The 16,197-nt window shown below is 50.3% G+C and carries 12 protein-coding genes and 1 pseudogene; 8 read left to right on the top strand and 5 right to left on the bottom strand.

Annotated elements, in window-relative coordinates:
• The first annotated feature begins 8 nt into the window (after positions 1-8).
• The gene (locus tag H528_RS0110370; protein WP_022854244.1) at positions 9-1,073 is read left to right on the top strand and encodes a hypothetical protein; all 1,065 of its coding nucleotides are present in this window, start codon (positions 9-11) and stop codon (positions 1,071-1,073) included.
• On the opposite strand, the gene H528_RS0110375 is transcribed toward H528_RS0110370, so the two are convergent.
• Genes H528_RS0110375 through H528_RS0110395 form a run of 5 tightly spaced genes read right to left on the bottom strand, consistent with a single transcriptional unit; the run spans position 1,070 to position 7,898 of the window.
• Positions 1,070-1,822 (bottom strand): ABC transporter ATP-binding protein, encoded by a 753-nt coding sequence (locus tag H528_RS0110375; protein ID WP_022854245.1) that lies wholly within the window; start codon positions 1,820-1,822, stop codon positions 1,070-1,072. The two genes, H528_RS0110370 and H528_RS0110375, sit on opposite strands and share 4 nt — an antisense overlap.
• Positions 1,822-2,763, bottom strand: coding sequence for a FecCD family ABC transporter permease (locus H528_RS0110380; protein ID WP_022854246.1), 942 nt, complete (start codon positions 2,761-2,763; stop codon positions 1,822-1,824). The genes H528_RS0110375 and H528_RS0110380 overlap by 1 nt, the downstream gene beginning before the upstream one ends.
• Entirely contained in the window at positions 2,760-3,695 is a 936-nt protein-coding gene (locus H528_RS0110385) for an ABC transporter substrate-binding protein (protein WP_022854247.1), read from the bottom strand. The genes H528_RS0110380 and H528_RS0110385 overlap by 4 nt, the downstream gene beginning before the upstream one ends.
• Positions 3,692-4,138, bottom strand: a complete 447-nt coding sequence (locus tag H528_RS0110390) for a formylmethanofuran dehydrogenase subunit E family protein (protein ID WP_022854248.1) — start codon at positions 4,136-4,138, stop codon at positions 3,692-3,694. Before H528_RS0110390 ends, H528_RS0110385 begins: the two co-directional genes overlap by 4 nt.
• Positions 4,125-7,898 (bottom strand): cobaltochelatase subunit CobN, encoded by a 3,774-nt coding sequence (locus H528_RS0110395; protein WP_022854249.1) that lies wholly within the window; start codon positions 7,896-7,898, stop codon positions 4,125-4,127. The genes H528_RS0110390 and H528_RS0110395 overlap by 14 nt, the downstream gene beginning before the upstream one ends.
• Positions 7,899-8,183: 285 nt before the next feature.
• Between H528_RS0110395 and H528_RS0110400 the strand changes: the two genes are divergently transcribed.
• From H528_RS0110400 to H528_RS13840, 7 genes and pseudogenes are all read left to right on the top strand, one after another.
• Positions 8,184-10,418, top strand: coding sequence for a TonB-dependent receptor (locus H528_RS0110400; RefSeq protein WP_022854250.1), 2,235 nt, complete (start codon positions 8,184-8,186; stop codon positions 10,416-10,418).
• Between the two features lie 663 nt (positions 10,419-11,081).
• On the top strand, positions 11,082-11,960 hold the full coding sequence (locus tag H528_RS0110410; RefSeq protein ID WP_022854252.1) for a hypothetical protein: 879 nt from the start codon (positions 11,082-11,084) through the stop codon (positions 11,958-11,960).
• Positions 11,957-12,559 (top strand): MotA/TolQ/ExbB proton channel family protein, encoded by a 603-nt coding sequence (locus H528_RS0110415; RefSeq protein ID WP_022854253.1) that lies wholly within the window; start codon positions 11,957-11,959, stop codon positions 12,557-12,559. Before H528_RS0110410 ends, H528_RS0110415 begins: the two co-directional genes overlap by 4 nt.
• The gene (locus tag H528_RS0110420) at positions 12,552-12,965 is read left to right on the top strand and encodes an ExbD/TolR family protein (protein WP_022854254.1); all 414 of its coding nucleotides are present in this window, start codon (positions 12,552-12,554) and stop codon (positions 12,963-12,965) included. The genes H528_RS0110415 and H528_RS0110420 overlap by 8 nt, the downstream gene beginning before the upstream one ends.
• On the top strand, positions 12,962-13,639 hold the full coding sequence (locus H528_RS0110425) for an energy transducer TonB (RefSeq protein ID WP_022854255.1): 678 nt from the start codon (positions 12,962-12,964) through the stop codon (positions 13,637-13,639). The genes H528_RS0110420 and H528_RS0110425 overlap by 4 nt, the downstream gene beginning before the upstream one ends.
• A 91-nt stretch (positions 13,640-13,730) precedes the next feature.
• Positions 13,731-14,486, top strand: a complete 756-nt coding sequence (locus H528_RS0110430) for a sulfite exporter TauE/SafE family protein (RefSeq protein ID WP_022854256.1) — start codon at positions 13,731-13,733, stop codon at positions 14,484-14,486.
• Positions 14,487-14,999: 513 nt separating this feature from the next.
• A pseudogene (locus H528_RS13840) lies at positions 15,000-16,197 on the top strand (ATP-binding protein); the annotation flags it as partial.

A 16,197-nucleotide genomic window follows, 5' to 3' on the forward strand; every position in this document is an offset into this window, starting at 1 on the left:
GGAGAGCCATGGTCAACTATAATTTTCTGGAAAAGTTAATGTTCGGTGGTTCTCTGGTCTCGTTTCTATTTTTCTGTCTGGCCTTTTTTGGGCTCTTCCCCTTTTTGAATATTCCCACCTGGGGGAAATTTCTTGCTCTTGGGCTTTTGCTTCCCCAAGCCGTAATTTTCTTCTTTTTACACGTGTATTTTTTGAGGAGAAGAGAACAGGATCCCGAAAGATTCCAGGAAAAGATTTTTCTTTCTTTGTCTCGAGTTTTCACCTTGAACGCCCTGGTACTTATCGGGATCAAACTTTCCGTGCACAAAGGAGTTTGCACCGCAGAGTCCTGCCATGTGGTGGATACTTTTTCTCCGGGAGAAGAGCTACTAATTTTTTCGTTTTCTTATTTGCTTCTACTTTTTTTCCTAACGTTCAAAACGGTTTCATCTGATGGTAGAGCCGAGCTTTTCTTTGTAATCCCGGGCTTTTGCGGTGCCTTTGTTTTCCTGGCCCGCCAGGTGGTTGATTACCAGGCACTTTGTCACTTTTGCATCCCTGTGGATCTCTCTCTCATAGGCGCAACGGCACCGCTCATTTTGCTTTGGGGAAGGCAGGCCCTTTTGGAGAAGGTTTCCCTTGCGGTTTGCGGGTTTTTAGCAGCCTTTATAGCCACAGGGCTCTGGCTTAAACCTTTAAACCAAAAAGATTTAAAACCGCTTTTGATCTCTCCTGAGAGTAAAAAAATAGCCATCCTTATCTACGAAGAAGATTGTCCGCACTGTCACCACGTGATTGATTTTTGCAAAAAAGAGCGCGAAAAAATCAAAGGGCTTTCGGTTTATCTTTGTGAACAAAAAGAAGCAGCAGCGCTCCTTCGCCTTCTCGATATTCCAGGGGTGCCTGTGCTAGTGGTTGAAGACACCAACGAAAAAGAAGTTCTGGTGGGGGAGGGAAGCATATTGGCGTATCTCAAGGAAATCACCAATAGCCATCCCCAGGAAAAAAAAGATAAAAGCATTTTGTCGCCGCAGGATCTTTTGCCCCCTGTGTGGGATGGGGGAGTTTGCACCCCTGAGGGTTGTGGAAGTTAAATCCTTGGGAACACAAATAGCTTGTTCTCTAGCGAACACAGGCTAAACTCGATCTCGTAAAGTTCTTCAAGGGCCTGTTTGAGTTTTTCGTCCTTTGCGGAGAGCTCTCCGATAAGGCGCCCTGCTTTTAAAAGAAGGATCCTCCCGGCATAGGCAAGGGCCATGTTGGGGTCATGAAGATTCATCACAAAAGTGAGCCCCTTTTCTCGGGCAAGGTCTTTTATCTTTTGAAGCACGTGTATCTGGTGTTTCAGGTCAAGGTGAGCCGTTGGTTCGTCAAGGAAAATGAGCTCAGCCTCTTGGGCCAGGGCCCGGGCCAGAAACACCAGACGCTGCTGCCCACCTGAAAGGGTGTGCAGGGGCCTTTCGGCCAGGGCCTTTATGCCCAGGATCTCCATAGCCTTTTCCACCACGGCAAAGTCTTTGGCCGAAGGAGCGTTAAGGGGCGAAAGATAAGGGCTTCGCCCCATGAGCACCACCGTGCGCACCAGGTAATCAAACCCCACTTTGGGGCTCTGAGGGCAGTAGGCGGCCACGCGCGCAAGCTCTTTGGGCTGGTAAGCAGAAAGGCGCTTTTCTTTTAAATAAACGCTACCTTTTGAGGGTTTTAAAAGTCGCATGAGGCAGCGAAAAAGGGTGGTCTTTCCAGCACCATTTGGCCCGAGAATAGCCACTATTTCGCCCTTTTTCACGGTAAAAGAGATTTCTTTCAGGATATGTTTGTAAGAAAGGGCATTTACGCGGAGCATCAGGGCCACTCCCCCCGGGCCTTGCGCAGAAGATAGACAAAAAACGGCACCCCCAGGATAGCCGTAAGGATCCCTACAGGGAGATCAAAGCTTGAGACGCTGCGGGCCAGGGTGTCTGCAGCCACCAGCACCGCGGCCCCGGCCAAAAGGCTTGCGGGAAGCACGCGTTCGTTTTCCGGGCCAAAGGAAAGACGCACAAGATGCGGCACCATAAGCCCCGCCCAGCCGATTATCCCTGCCGCAGCCACCGTGGCGCCAACTCCCAGCGTTACCGCTGAAATAATAAGCACACGCTCGCGCCCCACCGAGACCCCAAGGCTTTTAGCCTCTTCTTCCGAAAGCGAAAGTACGTTTAACCGATGGCGAAGCGCAACAAGCACCGCTGCCCCCACACACATGAAAGGCGCGGTGGTTTTTACGGTTTCCCAGCGCGCCAGAGCAAAGCTTCCCATCATCCAGAGCACCACTTCGCTCATGCGGTGGGGATCGAGCAAAAACTTAATAAGCGAGACAATGGCCATGAGAAAGGCCGAGACAATTACGCCTGAAAGAATAAGGGCAAGACGCGAAGCGCTGCCTTCCAGCCTGGCAAGGCTGTAAGTCAAAAAGGCGGCTAAAGAAGCCCCTAAAAATGCGGCCAAAGGCACAGGTAGCCACGGGAAAAAAGCCACCGAAAGGGCACAACCTAGGGCGCCTCCAGAGGAAAGGCCAAGGAGATAGGGATCAACCAGCGGGTTGCGAAAAATGGCCTGAAGCGAGGCCCCAGAGGCCGCAAGCATAGCACCACAAAAAGCCGCAAGCATTACCCGCGGGGCCCTTATCTCCCAGATAATGGCCTTGCCAAGGCCTCCTGGCGGGATAAAGCCTGTTGGCCCAATAAAAAAGGAAAGAAAAATCACTCCCAGACAAAAAAAGATAAAGAAAAACCATTTAATACTCATTGCTTCAAAAACTGGTTGATAAGGTCTTCTTCGCGGGTAAAGAACTTTTGGTCTATTTTGTCAGGGTGAAGGCGCTTTGCCATCCACACCGCCAAAAGCACGGCCCTGGGCGACCAGGTTGACCATGAGGGAAGCTTATATACCCTGTGGGTGCGGACAGCTTCAACCCTTGAGAGCCTGGTGTCTTTCAGGATATCTTCCGGCCCAAAGCGGGCGTTTCCCCAGATGAAAATTACCTCTGGATTCCACATTACGATGTGTTCCAGGGAAACATCCGCATAAGCAATTGAGAGCTCATCTCCCATGTTTTTTCCACCTGCCGCACGTATTAGCTCTGGGACCACCCCCTTTTTCCCCGAAACCCTGGTGGGACGGTTCCACATAAACACTGCCCTCACCCTGCGGCAAGAGGAGACCCGGGCCTTAAGATCGCTTAGCACCTGTTTCATGGCCTTGGCAAGTTTTTCCCCGCGGGGCTCTTTGTCAAACACCTTGGCCAGCAGGTCAAGGGTTCCAAAGAGATCACAAAGCCCTTCTGGATCAAGTGTTACCACGGGGACGCCAAGGGCGCTTATGGTATTCACCGCCCGGGGTTGATAAGTCCAGGTGAGCACAAGGTCTGGTTTTAGGGCCAGCAGGGCCTCAAGGTTGGGATGAGTGGCGGTGCCCACAGGTTTAAGCCTTTTTAAATGGGGGCCAGCCAGCTTGCGGAATTCTTCTTCCTGAAACGCCCAGAGACTCAGCCCCACGGTTTGTTCCCATAAATCGAGATAAGGGATGAATTCGTAGCCAATGTAAAAGACCGCCCGCTCAACCGGGGCCTTGATCGTGACCTTCCGGCCCAGGGCATCGGTTACCTGAATGTTGCGCGCCAGGGCCACCCCAGTTGCCAGAAGCAGCAGGCCAAGGCACAGGGAAAAGATCTTTTTCATACGAATTTTCCGTCAGCTTTAAAGAGTTCTTCCTCTTTGGCCTCAAGGATTTTAAGGATCCAGCGGTCAAGGGCATGGCCATAGTGGGCCTTTTCAAAGGGGTCTGCGGTGCCACAGGCGATCTTTTCCGCAATGGTCATGATATCTTCTGCTGGCGGGGTGAGAAACTCGCGTGAAATCGTGACCAGGGCGTAAGTCTCGCCTGAGGGGGCCATAAGGGCGTAGGTCTGCTCGCCAAGCTCTTCAACTTCTACCTTAAATCCCATAAGCTCGAGCGCAGCCACCGCACAGCTCTGGTTATACGTGCGCACATCAAAGGGCACCTGGTCAGTGGGCAAGAGCTTGCGAAAGTGTTCCCCCACCCGGAAACCCAGAGCCAGATAAGGGCAAAGGTGCCCGTGCCGGTCTGCCATGGCCTTGAGTTCCAGATCAACCCAGAGCATGGTCCTTCTCCTTTGGGGTGAAAAATTCTTTTACCCGGGAGATTTCTTGCTGCCAGGCCTTGATGTCGTCACTGGTGATCATGTCCACGGCTCCGCCTTGAAAGCCCCCGCGGGAAGAGCCGGTTTCCCCTTCAAGCTGGCCTTCGATCTCCAGGTAAACCTCTCTTAAGCCCTTTTGCACGTCAGGCGCAGGCTTCCAGAGCCCGCGGGCCTCGGCCTCAAGGAGCCTGCGGGCAATTTCTTCCAGGGCATAGGGGTTTTCTTTCTGGAAAAAGCGGCGGTTTTCTTCGTCAAGCACGTAGGTGCGCGCCAGTTCGTCAAAAACCCAGTCTTCCACCGCCCTGGTGGTGGCCTGCCAGCCATAAACCCGCCCGAGACGCTTGGCTATCTCGCCAGCCCCGCGGTAGCCGTGGCGCTTCATGCCCTCTATCCACTTGGGATTAAGGAGCTTGGTGCGTACCACGCGCTTTATCTCGTCGGCAAGGTCGCGCACTTCTATGGCCGTGGGGTCTCTGGTATCGCCATAGTAAGCAGGCACTTCCTGCCCCGAGAGCTCCCGGGCAGCAATGGTAAGGCCACCGTGGGTGCCAAAATAACTGCAACAGCCAAAAAGGTCGTACTCGTCGGTGACGGTCTTGTTAAAGGTGAGGGAGACGCGCTTTAAGCTTTCGGCAAGCTCTCCGTGGGCCTCTTCGCCAAAGACCCCCTCGCCGTAGGCGTAGCCATTCCAGTAGACAAAGATCTCGGCCAGGTCGCGTTCTTCCTTCCAGGCGGAGGCATAGACCGCAAGGTTAACCCCTGCCTTGTAGGTGCCGGGCTTTGAGGCAAAGATGCGAAAAGTGGCCCGCCGCAAGGCCTTTGGGTCGTTGGTGTCTTGGCTTAGCAGGTGCAGGCGTTCTAAGGTGTGTTTGCGCACAAAGTTTTCTTCAGGGGGCTCGTCAAGAAGGGCTACCATCTGCACGGCCTTATCCACCCAGGAGATGCACTCGGGGAAATTATCCCGCGTGATACCCGAGACGCGAATAGTTACGTCTATGCGCGGGCGGGAGAGTTCGTGAAGGGGTATGACCTCAAGGCCTTTTATACGGCCTGAAGGCGCCCAAACCGGGCGCACGCCAAGCAGGGCCAGTATCTGGGCCATGCCTTCGCCATCGGCCCACATGATGTCGTTGGCCATCCAGTAAAAGGCCACGTTTTCCGGGTAGGTTCCTTTTTCGCGGAGGTATTTCTGGACAACGGCCTCTGCCAGGCGGAGCCCCACCTGATAGGCGGCCTTGGTGGGCACCCGCCGCGGGTCAATGGAAAAGAAGTTGCGGCCGGTGGGGAGTACGTCATCTCGACCCCGGGTGATAAGGCCTGAAGGCCCCGCCGGGATATAGCCGCCAGAGAGCCCGTTAAGCAGGGCCTCTATCTCGCGTGAGGCCAAAATACGTTCTTTTAGGTCGGCAATGCGGGCGAGAAACTCCCCAAGACCCTGGCCGTCTTGTTTAAGGGCCAGGTCCTTTTCTTGGCTTATGGCCTGCCAGATACTTTCGTCGTTAAAAAAGGGCTCCCAGTCTTTTTTCTCCCGCAGATCGTAGTGCAAGATGGCCTTTATGAATTTGGCCAGACGCTCGCCTCTGGGGACTTCACCAAAGATGTGCAGGCCGTCCTGAATGTGGCTTTCGCGAAGTCTGGTAAGCACCTCGTGGGCCGCACGCACAAGGGCCTTAAAGCCTTTTTCCGGGCTGTTTTTAAGGGCCTTTTCCACTTCGGGTTTTAGGTTCGTCTTTTCAAGGAGCTCGGAAATGAGGTGTTCAAGCATGTGGGCACGCGCCGGGTCGCCATAGGCAGCCCGTTCGTATTCCTCAAGGAGCTGGGCCAGCTCTTCAAGCTCACCGTAAAGCCCACTTTCCTGCATTACGGTTTGCATGTGGTCCACCAGCACGGCATAGGCACGGCGCTTGGCAATGGTGCCCTCAGGGGGATTATCAGCGTTATAAATGTAAAGGTGCGGCAGGCGATGAATGGCAAGGTCAGGGAAGCAAGCCTCTGAGAGCGCTACCCCTTTTCCGGGCAAAAATTCGAGATTTCCGTGGGTGCCTACGTGGACAATAACATGGGCGCCAAAGATCTCTTCCAGATAACGATACGTGGCTAGATACTGATGTGGAGGCGGGATGTCCGGGTCGTGGAGGATCTTGCACACGCGCCCGTCGCAGCGTGGGCCAGCACAACCCCTTTTGGGTTGCACGCAGACCACCACGTTTCCGAACCTGAGCCCGGTGACCACGATCTCGCCTTCATGCACCATGGCCGGGGGCACACCGTCTTTTTCTTCCCCTGGCGGAGTGCCCCAGGCCTCCTCCATACGCTCACGCACGTAAGGGGAAAGCTCCCTCCACCACCTGAGGTATTGTTCCAGAGAGACCTTGGCCAGGACACCGCCCTTGGCGACGATTTCCTCCACCGTGGTCCAGCGAAACTCAGAGACGGCCTTGCGTTCAAGGATAAGCCGCGCAAGGGCTTTGCCATCCGGAGGGATGTCTTCTACCAGGTAGCCTTCTTTTTTAAGGCGCTTAAGCAGGCGCACCACGCTTTCCAGCGAGTCAAGGTTGGCCCCTGCGCCCACGGTGGCTTCTACCGAGGCACAAGGGTTGTTATGGAGCACAAAAACAACTTTTCTTTCGGCAGGCGGTGTCTGGCGAAGCCTGACCCAGGCAGCCACCCGGGAGGCGAGCCTTTGGCAGCGTTCCATAAGCGGAGCACGTTTTTCAAGGGAAATGCTGGTTTTTTCGTCTTGCCACCGCTTCATGGCGGCAATGGCAAGCGGTTCGATAACACCCTCAGCTTCAGGCAGCGCAATGGACCAGCCTATCTCGCTGGTAAGCCCCTGGGGATTTTTACGCCACTGGTCTTCGTCCTGGTAATACATGGTGACCGGTTGAAACACCGGGACGTTAAGTTTCTTAAGGAGCTCAACCCCTTTGGCCGCAAGCTCTGAGTCAGAAGGGCTTCGGCGTTCGGCCCCGAGTAAAAAGGGTTGAAGCTTGACAAGGGCCTGGATCAGGGGCTGCTTTTTATGGTCGAAGAAGAAGTTCTCTACCGCCCAGGCGCTTCCCTTAGCGCCAAGGGCGCTATCCGCCAGGCTATAAGCAAATACCGGGATGACGAAAAGGCCTTTTTCTTCAAGGGCTGAAATAAGGGCGTTTTCTACGTCAAGGTCGTTATTTACCCAGTATTGCCGTGAAAATAAAATACCCACCAGCGGTGCTTTATCAGGGGGAGTATACCAGGAAAGATATTCTTCGGTTGAGGAAAACACTTTTGGAGCCCGAGGGTGATAGATCCCCTCCCAGGGAAGCTCTTGGGGTGGTTCATAGGCTATTTCTTCTCCCAGCACGCGGGCCGCAAGATACCGCACAAGCTGGGTGTAATTTTCCGGGCCACCGTAAAGTAAGTAGCGATAGACCGTGGCGCCGACTTCGGCACCCCCTGCTGAAAGTGGCCAAAAGCTTGCTTCATAGCCGGTCCAGACCACTTTGGCCCTGGGGGCATGGGTTTTTATTTGTTCTTCGAGCTCTGGCCAGTAGTCTTCTGCGGCCCGGTAAAGCACAATAGCCGAGGCCTTTTGGGCGCTTAAGAGAAATTTCTCAAAGGTTTCCTGGTCGGTTAAGCTTTTGGTGGAATAAGCTTTCAAAGCAAAGAGGTTTTGTTCTTTGGCTGCCTCCACCAAAGGAGGCAAATAACTACTCCACATAACGGCTAAGACTTTTTTCATCTGGCCCCCTGCTGTGTAGCACTTTTAATAATTTCTCGCCATTTTATAAAAATATATTAAACCTGTTAAGCACTTATCTTTATGCAAATTTCAAAATTACATTTGACATGTTACTTTCAAAAGTTTAATAACACAAGATTATGAAAAAGACCTTTGCAAGATTGTCGGGATTAGTGTTGTAAGCACAAGCGCAAGGGATCCGTTCCCATTTTTCGTAGCGAAAAAATGGGAACGGATCCTCAAGGTGTTTTGCAAAAGTCTCAAAAAAATTTAAGGAGGGGAATTATGGGAATGCGGGCAGGTATTTTTCTCCGAGGAGCTTTAGGCTTAGTGTTTTTGTGGGTGCTAACGTGTATGGTTCCGGGTGTTTGGGCAGAAGACGTCTCTCTTGGCGAAATCACCGTTACCGCCACCCGGACGGAAATTCCCGTCACCCAGGCCCCGGCAAGCGTCACGATAATTACGAAGAAGGATATGGAACAAAAACGTCTTATGACTATTGATGAGGCCCTTAAAAACGAGGCAGGGGTGTATCTTAGACGAACCAAAGGGCTTATGGATTCTTTGGCGTCTATTACTTTGAGAGGTATTCCTTACCAAAAACGCACTTTGGTGCTGCTTGATGGTGTGCCGATAAACGAGGGCTATGAAGGAGGGGTAAGTTGGGGTGTTCTTTCCACTCAAGACGTTTCGCATATTGAGGTAGTTCGAGGCCCTTACTCTTCTCTTTGGGGAGGCAACGCCATGGGGGGCGTGGTGAGTCTTTTCAGCCTTCTTCCTGAACGCCTTACCTGGTGGGCGAAGGCCGGATTAGGCAATGGAGACGAAGTTACTCAGGGCTATCGTTTCGGCCTTGGTAACCGTGTAGGTAATCTTTCCTTTTTACTTGGCTTCGAAAAGGATAATGATTTGGGCTATCCTACTTCGCTAGTAGTAAAAAAACCCGAATCTGGTAATGGTACGCTTCTGGGAGGTTATCCTACTACCGATCCCACCGGGACTGAATTAAGATGGGTTGTGGGTGATAAAGGAAATAACTGGGCCAAACGAGAAAATTATCACGGGACCCTTGGCTGGTTTTTCGGAGAAAATGATTTAGTAAAGCTTTCTTTTCAGCATGGTTGGTTAAGTTATGGTTACGGCCCCCCTCATACCTATGTTCATGATGCCAGCGGAATTTCCTCTTTTAGTGGTACTGTACAAGTACCAAACGGTCAATATGTAAGTATATCCCCTTATTCCTTCACATATTATGCTGGTATTGGGCGCAAGAAAACAGACGTTTTGTCCGTTAATGTCAAAAAAAGTTTTAATACTTTGCTTTTAAAATGTACTATGGGTTATTTAGACCGCGACAGCTATTGGACAAAACCTTCTTATCCTGGGGACTATTATACTGCTTCCGGAGAGATTAATAAAACTTCGGCAGATACTTATTATTTTGACTTAAATACTTCTCTTCCACTAATGGAAGATCACTTCCTTACTACGGGTTTCAGTTATCGTTACGATAAGGCAGACGTAGATACTTCTGATATGGCCTTTTATCGTGATCCCGACAGCACTTTAGACAAAACGTATTTGGCAGGAGGTAAGGTTGAAACCCTGGGTTTATTCCTTCAGGATGACTGGGCTCTTGTCAAAAAACTTCATTTGTTTTTAGGGCTACGCTATGATCATTGGTGGACCCATGACGGCTATTCTGGAAACGTCGGGCAGGTAGAGAATTATCCCTCTCGGGACAAGGGGACCTTTTCTCCAAAGGTGGCCTTGGTCTGGCGTCCTGATGATACCACCACTTTGCGAGTTTCTTATGGCAAGGCCTTTCGGGCCCCAAACGTGTACGAACTCTACCGCACCTGGACCTCTTCTTGGGGAACTACCTATCATGGAAATCCAGACTTAGATCCCGAAAAGGCCTACAGTCTCGAAGTAGGTCTTAAAAAACGGATGTGGAATAAAAAAATACAGTTTGAGGTAAGTCTTTTTCAGACCTGGCTTCGAGACATGATCTACAGGCAGACTATTGGGTCAGACAAATACTGGGTAAACGCCGGTAAGGGAGAGATCTTTGGTGTGGAAGCCGGGCTTACTTGGAAGCCTCTTTCCTGGATTACAGCAGAGGTGAACTATACTCGCAACGATACCAAGATTGTAGAAAATGAGGCTGATCCCAGCTCGGAAGGAAAGCGTTTTATCAAGACCCCACCTTGGATGTGGAACTTCCATTTAGCTGTAGAAAAGGGGCGCCTTTCCGCTGCTCTTTGGGGTCATTATGTAGGCAAAGTCTTTTTTGAAGAAGACAATTCCGATGTGGCAGAAGGCGTATACGGAACGGCAGAAAAGTACTTTGTAGCTGATTTCAAGGGAACGCTCCATTTAACACAGCTCCATATCTTGCAAATGGACATGAAGGCCGATCTTTCATTGGCTGTCAACAACCTATTTGACGAGGACTATTGGGATTACTATCGAGCTCCCGGTAGGACTTGGTTTCTATCGTTGGAGCTAAAATATTAAAGCCAAAGGGGCCGGGGGCCGGCTCTTGGCTATTTATCGCAAGGTATGCTGAGGCATTAAACGCCGGGATGTCGGGAACCGTTCCCATTTTTCGGAGCGAAAAATGGGAACGGTTCCAGTAGAGATCTTAAGAAGAGGTAGTAAGCATTAGCGAAGGGGACCGGTGGGCCGGCCTTTGGCTATTTGTTCTAAGACAGGGCTAGGATGATGGGGAAAGGTTATCCTGAACAAAATGTGGTGGAGCGAAGCAGCCTCCGTGCTTTTAGTCATCCTGAGCCGTTCTCCCATGTCATCCTGAGCGAAGCGAAGGATCCACAGATAGCCGCAGGCGAAGAGCCTGCCCTGAGCCGAAGTCCTGAGCCACAGGCGAAGGAACAGCGAAGGGATCCACTAATCGACCTGTGGATTCTTCGGGACCAAGGCACCCTCAGAATGACAAGGTGGGGGTGTGGATTATTTGCTACTATTGTTTGAGGCTCATATTACATAAAGAAGCCATTGTAAAATTGCGAAGAACAGTGTTGCCAGCCCAAGCGCAAGGGAACCGTTCCTATTTTTCGGGACAAAAAATAGGAACGGTTCCCGTAGATACTTTGAGAAAAGGTGTTTTGCAAAGGTCTCATAAAAATTCGCAACCATAGCGACGAGGGGTAAAATCGCTTTATGAAACTTGCTTTTTGGTTCGTAACATTACTGGTTTTCTTTGCAGTTCCTGGTCTGGCAAAGACTTTACGCCTTGAAGTCCCCAAAGGCACCGCCCAGATAATCTTTTACGACCAGGAAGGCAAAGTCTTACAGAGCCTTGAAGATCTTGATCACGACGGCTACTTTGAGCAAACTTCCATTTTCAAAAACGGAAGGCTCCTAAAAACCATTATTGATAAGAATCACAACCGTATCCCCGAAGAGACCATTATCTACGATTTGAAAGGAAGGCCGTCCAGGGCCCTTTTTGACCGCAATGAAGACAAAAAACCCGATAAATGGCAGCTCTATCAAAACGGCAGGTTAAAACGCGTTGAAGAAGACCGCGACTTTGACGGCCAAAAAGACCTGATTTCTGAGTTTAACGCCCAGGGCCAGGTGGTGCGCATCTTGCGCGATGAAGACCACGACGGCTTTTTTGAGATAGAAGAAAAGTTTTGCGACAAAACCCGCGAAGTCCTTACTTTTAAAGCCCTAAAACCCAAGGGCCGTGTGCTTCTCAGCCGGGCTATCTACGTTAACGGAAAGCTTTCCAAGCGTTTTTTTGATAAAGACCAGGATGGTGTGTTTGAAATCGAAGAGTTGTTCCGCCCTGACGGCACACGCTGTTTGCTTTTTGCTCCAAAAAAACACGAGGCCTTTTTCTACGTTAAGAGCAGAAAGCCGGCGCTTGGTTTTCGCGACGTGGATAAAGACGGCCTCTTTGACCATGTATTTTCCTATAAGGAAAAACGCTGGCTTAAAATCACCCCCATCAAAACCAAAGACCTAGAAATGCTTTGCACGCTAAAGAAAGAACAGGATGTAATTAAATACCTCGAGGAGGAAACCAGGTGAACGGGCTTTTTTCATTCCTGGCTAAGGGGGGGATGATTGTCTGGCCCATTTTGTTTTGCTCGGTGCTGGGGCTTGCTATCATCCTGGAAAGGCTTTTTGTCTTTCGCAAAATCAATAAGGAAATTCCCCCAGTTGAAAAGATAAAGGCCACTTCTTTAAACGACCTTGTGCATTTTCCTGGTCCTCTGGGTGAGATGGCCCGCGAGATCAAGCCCGTCTGCTGTGCCGACCGGGAGCTCCTTGAATCCATCCTTGGCCATATCATTAATTGCGAGGTCTCGCGTGCCTCGCGTTATCTTGGCCTTTTGTCAACGCTTGCAAGCATTGCCCCGCTCCTTGGTCTTTTGGGCACGGTTACCGGGCTTATCAAGGCCTTTATGGTGGTGGAGCAGGCAGGAGGCAAGGTAAACGCCTCTATGCTTGCTGGAGGCATCTGGGAGGCCATGCTTACCACGGCAGTGGGGCTAAGTGTGGCCGTGCCCCTTATTGTGGCGCACCGTTTTCTCATTTCCTACGTGCGGCGCTACGAAGAAACCCTTGAGCGCATGGCGGTTATAATCCTCAAAAAAATCTACACCAACGGCCAGGAGTATGCTTAGAAAACGTTTGCGCAGAGAAGGAAACGGCCCAGAAATCCCCATGACCCCGGTCATCGATATCGTCTTTTTGCTGCTCATCTATTTCTTGCTGACGTCTCAATTTATTACCCAGGAGGCACTAAAGGTTGACCTCCCGAAAAGTGAGACCGGAAAAGCCACCAAACAGGAGGAAGTGCTCACCATCACCATCACCAAAGACAAGAAATTCCTGCTAAACGGGCGCCCTGTCCCGGAAAAGCACCTTTTTGAAGAGGTAAAGCACCTAGCCAACACCATCAGGCCCAAGCACGTTTACATTGAGGCTGACCGTAATGTAGAAGTTCAGCTCCTCATAACGGCTATGGATGCGGCGCGCAAGGCTGGCCTAAACCACATTTTGATTAAGACTAAAAGCCCCGGACCATGACGTTTTCTCAGGACAAAAGCAAGGCCAATTTGTGTTTGTTTCTGGCGGTTTCACTGGTGATTCACGCGCTTTTGTTTGTTATTTGGCCGTCTTCTCGCGAAAAGATCACGCCCACCACAAGCATTTTCCTTGAACTTACGCCAGAAATGGAAGAAGACCTTGGCCAGGCCCCGGAGACCCCCATACTTCCACCTGTGCGTGAGGTAAAACAGGTAAAGATTAGTCGTGAGCCCCTTCCTAAAAAGCCCAAGGCCATCCCGCAAAAAGTAAAAATTAGCCCCGCGGTGGCTGAGGTAAAAACCTCTGAGCTTTTAGACCAGGTGGCAGAAGCCTCCCCTGAGGTCCCTTCTCTTCCCAGTATGCCCAGGGCAGGGAAACCCTCACGCAAGACCTTTAAAACCTATTTTGGCCAGGTACTTGCGCGCATTTCTGCCAACAAATATTACCCCTTCGCCGCGCGTATGGCCGGCCAGACCGGAAAAGTCGTGGTCTCTTTTGTGATAGACACTCGAGGGGACGTAAGCCAGATTGAAGTAGAAAAACCTTGCCGTTTCGAGATCCTTAACAGGGCTGCCGTTACCACGGTCAAAAGGGCCGCACCCTTTCCCCCACCCCCCCGCGAGCTCAACCCACCCCTTCGCCTTACCGTGGCCATCAAATTCGAAATAAAATAGGATTTTTGATCAGGGAATTGTCTTGACTTTCGCTGGTATGGTGGTTTCCTTGCTTAAGCTTATTGCGAATCGTTCTAAATAGGAGGTTGTGGTGAGCTATCTTGCGGTGTCAGCGCTTGTTTTTGTGATTGCTTGTGTTTTTTCCATGCTGGGGCTGGGTGGCGCGCTGCTGTATATCCCCCTTTTTAAGTGGTTTGGCTTTGATTTTAAAACCGTGGCTATTCCTACCGGACTTTTTCTAAACGGTATTACCGCTTTATCGGCAGCTGTCTATTACCTTCGGGCCGGGATGGTGGATGTCAGGGGTGCTGTCCCTATGGCGCTGGCTTCCCTAGTAGGTGCACCTATAGGGGCATATTTTACCCACTTCGTTTCTAGTGAAAAACTTGTGCTGTTCTTTGCCATGGCGATGTTTATTGCTGGTGCGAGAATGCTTTTGGTAAGCAGTCAGCCAGAACCAAAAAAACTACTCTCCTATACCAAACGGGTTTTCATAGCAAGTGTAGCCAGTTTTTTTATCGGGTTTCTGGCGGGGTTTTTGGGCATCGGTGGTGGTTTTCTTTTCGTACCCTTGTTGATAGCCCTGGGGTATCCTACCAAACAGGCCGCAGCTACTTGTGCTTTAATCGTGGTGTTTTCTTCTTTTTCGGGGTTTTTGGGGCACGCAGTTGAAGGGCGTTTTGAGCCCAAACTACTTTTACTCGCCACCTTCGCGGTAATAGCAGGCTCACAGTTAGGCGCAAGGATTATGCGGCACAAGATGAAGGCGAAGTGGATTAAACGCCTTTTTGGGCTAGTGCTCATTGTCGTGGCCCTTAAACTCGGACTGAAGGTCGTTCTCAAGTGATGTGGGATAAATCTTCGCCGAAAGGCTTTTTTGTGGAATTTCTTTGCTTCGGTCGCGTAGAACCATCTGTGGATTCTTCGGGCACTTTGTCTCCTCAGCATGAGGCAAAAGGGCGTTCTCTCGTAATGACGAGTAAACATTTTCGGGATCCGTTCCTATTTTTCGTTCTGAAAAATGGGAACGGATCCATAACGATCTCGGGCGTTTAATGCCTTCATTTGGGCATCCTGATTTGCTTTTCGGTCATCCTGAGCCGTAGGCGAAGGATCTATAGCTAACCCTCAGGCTAAGAATCCACTAATCGATTTGTGGATGCTTCGGTCGCTTACGCTCCCTCAGCATGACGGTGATAATTTGTCATTGGAGCCGTAGGCGAAGAATCCACAGATAGCCATCTGCGAAGAGCCAACCAATCCACAAATCGAGATGAAACGTAAGTTGCCAAATATCCGGAAACCGGGCTAAAAAGTAATTAGGCTTATGGAGAAAAATATTAATTCTTTTAGGGTAAAAATGAAAAAGCTTCCTGTAGGTATTCAAAGTTTTGTAGAAATTCGTACCGGTGATTTTTATTATGTTGATAAGACCCCCTTCGTGAAAAAACTCGTTGACGAAGGGAAGTATTTTTTTCTCTCTCGCCCTAGGCGTTTCGGGAAAAGCCTTTTTCTCGATACCCTGCGTCAGGCTTTCCTGGGTAAGCGCGAAGTCTTCCAAGGGCTTTTCTTAGAGAACAACTGGGATTGGTCCGAGAAGTATCCCGTAATTTATATTTCTTTTGGTTCTGGGGTGCATCGAAGCGTTGAAGAATTGCAAAATACCTTCCTGGAGATTTTTCTGGAACACGAAAAATTATACCAAGTGAAGTTAACTTATCCGTCAATCAAAGGCCGTTTTAAAGAATTGATAGAAATTCTGGTAGAAAAAAACAACCGAAAAGCCGTTGTCCTTATTGACGAGTACGATAAGCCCATCCTTGATAATATCGACAAACCGGAGCTTGCGAAAGAGATTCGCGAAGAGTTAAAAACTTCTACTCCGTGCTCAAAGACGCTGACCCGTATCTCAAGTTTTGCTTCCTCACGGGCGTTACCAAGTTTTCCACGGTTTCGATTTTTTCAGGGCTTAACAACCTCAAGGACATTACCATCCATCCCGGCTATGCCACCATATGCGGCTACACCCAGGAAGAGTTTGAAAACACTTTTGCCGACCGTCTGGAAGGTGTTGATCTTTCTGAGGTGCGCCGCTGGTATAACGGCTACTCCTGGCTGGGGGAACCTGTTTACAACCCCTTCGATATTCTGCTCTTTCTTGATGCCAGGGAGTTCCGTCCTTACTGGTTTGAAACAGGCACGCCTACTTTTTTGATAAAGCTTCTCACTGAGAGGAAGTTTTTTATCCCTGAGCTTGAGCACCTTGAGGTAGGCGAAGAACTGGTAGAAAGCTTTGAGATAGAAACCATTAAGCCTGAGACCATTTTATTTCAGACGGGTTACCTCACCATAGAAGAAAAATACGAACTTATGCCCGGTGAAGCGGTATATGTGTTGCGCTTTCCGAATATCGAAGTAAGGAAGGCCTTTTCAGACCATCTTTTGAATTATTTTCTGGAAGACCTATCCAGGAAGACAGCGAGCAAGATACGCATGGCCCGGGTGCTCAAGGCCGGTAAAGTCTCAGAGATGCTAGAGGTGTTTCGTGCGTTTTTTGC

Origin of the sequence: Thermodesulfatator atlanticus DSM 21156 (genome assembly GCF_000421585.1) — a bacterium.
GTDB classification, from domain to species: domain Bacteria; phylum Desulfobacterota; class Thermodesulfobacteria; order Thermodesulfobacteriales; family Thermodesulfatatoraceae; genus Thermodesulfatator; species Thermodesulfatator atlanticus.